General features: G+C 72.6%; 2 protein-coding genes and 1 pseudogene. All 3 read right to left on the minus strand.

Annotation, left to right across the window (positions count from 1 at the left end; all coding sequences use genetic code 11):
* Nucleotides 1-51: 51 nt before the first annotated feature.
* Entirely contained in the window at nucleotides 52-1,440 is a 1,389-nt protein-coding gene (locus ACFWEP_RS33600) for an FAD-binding oxidoreductase (protein WP_387375931.1), read from the minus strand.
* Between the two features lie 84 nt (nucleotides 1,441-1,524).
* Complete coding sequence (locus ACFWEP_RS33605) at nucleotides 1,525-2,340, minus strand: hypothetical protein (protein WP_387375933.1); 816 nt, start codon at nucleotides 2,338-2,340, stop codon at nucleotides 1,525-1,527.
* A 189-nt stretch (nucleotides 2,341-2,529) separates the two neighbouring features.
* Nucleotides 2,530-2,700: pseudogene (locus ACFWEP_RS33610) on the minus strand (ATP-dependent endonuclease); the annotation flags it as partial.
* Between the last annotated feature and the right edge of the window lie 341 nt (nucleotides 2,701-3,041).

The raw sequence follows: 3,041 nt of genomic DNA on the forward strand, positions 1-3,041 counted from the left end.
GAGCGAGGGGCGGGCCGGGGCCCGGAGCGACCCGCGGGGCTTCCGGCGGGCTCAGGCAACCGCCGGCTCGATGTTGTGGTTGAGACGGAACACGTTGTCCGGGTCGTAACGGCGTTTCACCCCGGCGAGCCGTGCGTAGTTCTCCTCGCCGAACGCCGCCACGACGCGTTCGTGGCCCTCTTGGCCGATGAAGTTGAGGTAGACGGCGTCGTCCGCCCACGGCCTGACTCCGGCGCGGGCCTCGTGCACCCAGCTCCGGGCGCGAGCGTCGTCGGCCGGGTCGTCCCAGATTCCGAAGGGGTGCACGACCCAGGGAGAGGAGCGCCACCGTACGGGCAGGTCGGCCGGGCCGCGCGCGACCGCTCCGCCCAGCGGGAAGAGGATGTGCTGCGACCCGGACGGAACGGGCATGGCACCCGCGGTGGCGCAGAAGGCGGCCACCGCCGCGTCCGGGAACCCGCCCAGGTACTCGGCCGACCAGTAGTTCCGCTGGCCGGGCGGATCGTCGAGCATGCACTGGAGGTCCGCGTACGGGAGTTCGGCGACGACCTCCGCCTCGTGGGGGAGGGCCAGCAGCGGTGCGGCGACCTCCCGCAGGCCGGTCTCCGTCCCCGCCCAGGTGACCAGCACTCCGCAGACCGGCTTGCCGACGAGCTGCGGAGGCACGAAGTCCTCGGGCGGCCCGGTCAGGTAGAGGCAGCCGCCGCCAGCCTCGTCGGGCGCCGTGGCCATCAGGTCGCGGAAGGCGGTGACGGCCTCCGGACCGTCCTCGGGGCGGAAGATGATCAGCGCCATGCTCATGGCGGACAAGTCGTGCAGACGGAGCGTCAGCGAGGTGGCGACGCCGAAGTTCCCGCCACCGCCGCGCAGCGCCCAGAAGAGGTCGGGGTTCTCCTCCTCGCTCGCCCGGACCGTGGTGCCGTCGGCCGTGACCACCTCGGCGGCGAGCAGATTGTCGCAGGCCAGCCCGAACTTCCGCTCCAGCCAACCCGATCCGCCGCCCAGCGTGAACCCGCCGACCCCGGTCGTGGACGCCCGCCCGCCGGTGGTGGCCAGCGCGAACGGCTGGGTGGCCCGGTCCAGATGGCTCATGGTGGCGCCGCCGCCGACCCGGGCGGTGGCCGCCTCGCGGTCGACGCTCACCTCGTGCATGAGGCGCAGATCGACGACGAGTCCGCCTTCGCTCGACGCCATGCCCGCCACACTGTGGCCGCCGCCCCGTACGGCGATCTCCAGCTCTTCGGAGCGGGCGCACTCCAGAGCCGAGGCGACGTCCTCGGCACACGCGCACTGCGCGATGAGGGCGGGACGACGGTCGATCATGCCGTTGAAGACGGCGCGAGCCTCGTCGTAACCCTCGTCCTCGGGGGTGTGGATCGCACCGGAGAATCCATCCCGCAGGTGTGCCAGGGAGCTGTCGAACAGGGTGCGGGGCGTCATGATGCCCCCTTCCGAGGGGCAGAAAACGTACCTTTCCAGGGTAGTCCCGGAGCGGTCGACGGGCCCGGTGGACGGGTCCCGGGATCAGCGCGCGGGGTCGTCCGGGGACAAGTCCGCCGACCGGCTCCCGTGCCGTGCCGGCAGGCCGGTGATTCCCGCGCGGACGAATTCCCGTGCCAGCAGCGCGCGTCGGGCCCGCCAGTCGCCGGACGGGTCCTCGGGGAGGGCGGTCCCGTACCTGCGCCCCCGGATGTCCTCCACGACCGCCACGGGCGCTCCCAGAAAGAGCAGTTCGTCGAGGGCCTCCCCCTTGGTGATCAGCCGGCCGTCGCGCAGGGTCACCGTCGCCCGCGCGAAGGTCAGCATCCCCAGGTCCACCCAGACGTCCCTCAGCCACAGCTCCGCCTTGGCGTCGGCGGTCACCGGGAGCCAGTAGTCCTCCAGCTCGGAACGGACGAAACCGGTCAGCTCCCGGTCGCTCACCGCGGGCAGCAGACCGGCCGGCGGGGGCCCGCTCAGGACCGCGGCCCCCAGGGACAGCTCGCGCCGGCTCACCGGGGAGACGGGACGCTCGAACCACTCGCCATGAGCCCACGTCGGATGCTCCCGCGCCGCGTCGGACTCGGCTCCCCGGGGCACGTAGGTGCAGTGCAGGGTCCGGGCGAGGGGATGACCGGTGGCCAAGCGCCCGTGGACGGCACGCAGGCCCTCCTGCTGTCCGGGGTCGAGTCCCGTGCCGACCAGCGCCACCAGGTCGAGATCGCTTCGGCCCGCCTGGTAGTCCCCGAGAGCCAGCGATCCGTGGGCCCAGAGGGCGACCAGGGGCACCACGCCGCCGATGTCTGCCACGAAGCGGTCGAGCAGAGGCTTCACTTCGGCGGGGAGGTCACTCATGGGCATGGCCGCCATTCTGTCGCTCCGGCACTGTGGGTTCCGCTTCGGCCTGTCCCCCGACATCGCTGCGACCGTCGGCTTCCGCACCCGTCCCGGCAGGTGCCCTCAGGGTCTCGGCCCGACGCTGTGTCCCTTTCCTGCTCACAGGCCCTCTCCTGCTCACAGGCCCTCTCCTGCTCACAGGCCCTTTCCTGCTCACAGGCTCGCGAGGAGGCCGTCGAGCGGGGGCGGTGTCCGGTCCGGTGCGAGAGCCTCGACGAGGAGGCGGCCGTAGCGGATCTTGCGCCCCTTCTTCGTGCCGAGGAAGCGCCGCACCCGCTGATGCCGGGGCCGGCCCCGTTGTGCGGGCTGATGCCGGAAGGACTGCCGGGAGCACCGCGGTCCGTGCCCCCGTGCTCTCCGCCAGATCGCGCGCCGGCCCTTCGGGACCGCCCGTCGCCCAATCGGTGACCGCGTCCTGGAACGCTCCCATGTCCGCCACAGGACGAGTCTGCACGTCCACCGGTGGCCCGGCACGTTTTTTTCGACGGCCTCGGGAGCCGCGAGTACCGACCCCGGTTCTCGGGGCAGCCCCACGAGGCGCCGAACGCCGAGGTCCTGTCCCGGACACGCACTCGGACGACGGCCAACGCGGCCCTCCGCGTGCAGGCCCTTCACGCAGGCCCTGCACGCGGAGGGAGGAACCACTCGCTCACGCGGCACGGACC

Source organism: Streptomyces sp. NPDC060198, from assembly GCF_042728415.1.
GTDB lineage: Bacteria > Actinomycetota > Actinomycetes > Streptomycetales > Streptomycetaceae > Streptomyces.

What these genes read in the sequence shown, in the direction of transcription:
- ACFWEP_RS33600 (WP_387375931.1), bottom strand. Translation starts at nt 1,440, where the DNA reads ATGACGCCCCGCACCCTGTTCGACAGCTCCCTGGCACACCTGCGGGAT.
- ACFWEP_RS33605 (WP_387375933.1), bottom strand. Translation starts at nt 2,340, where the DNA reads ATGCCCATGAGTGACCTCCCCGCCGAAGTGAAGCCTCTGCTCGACCGC.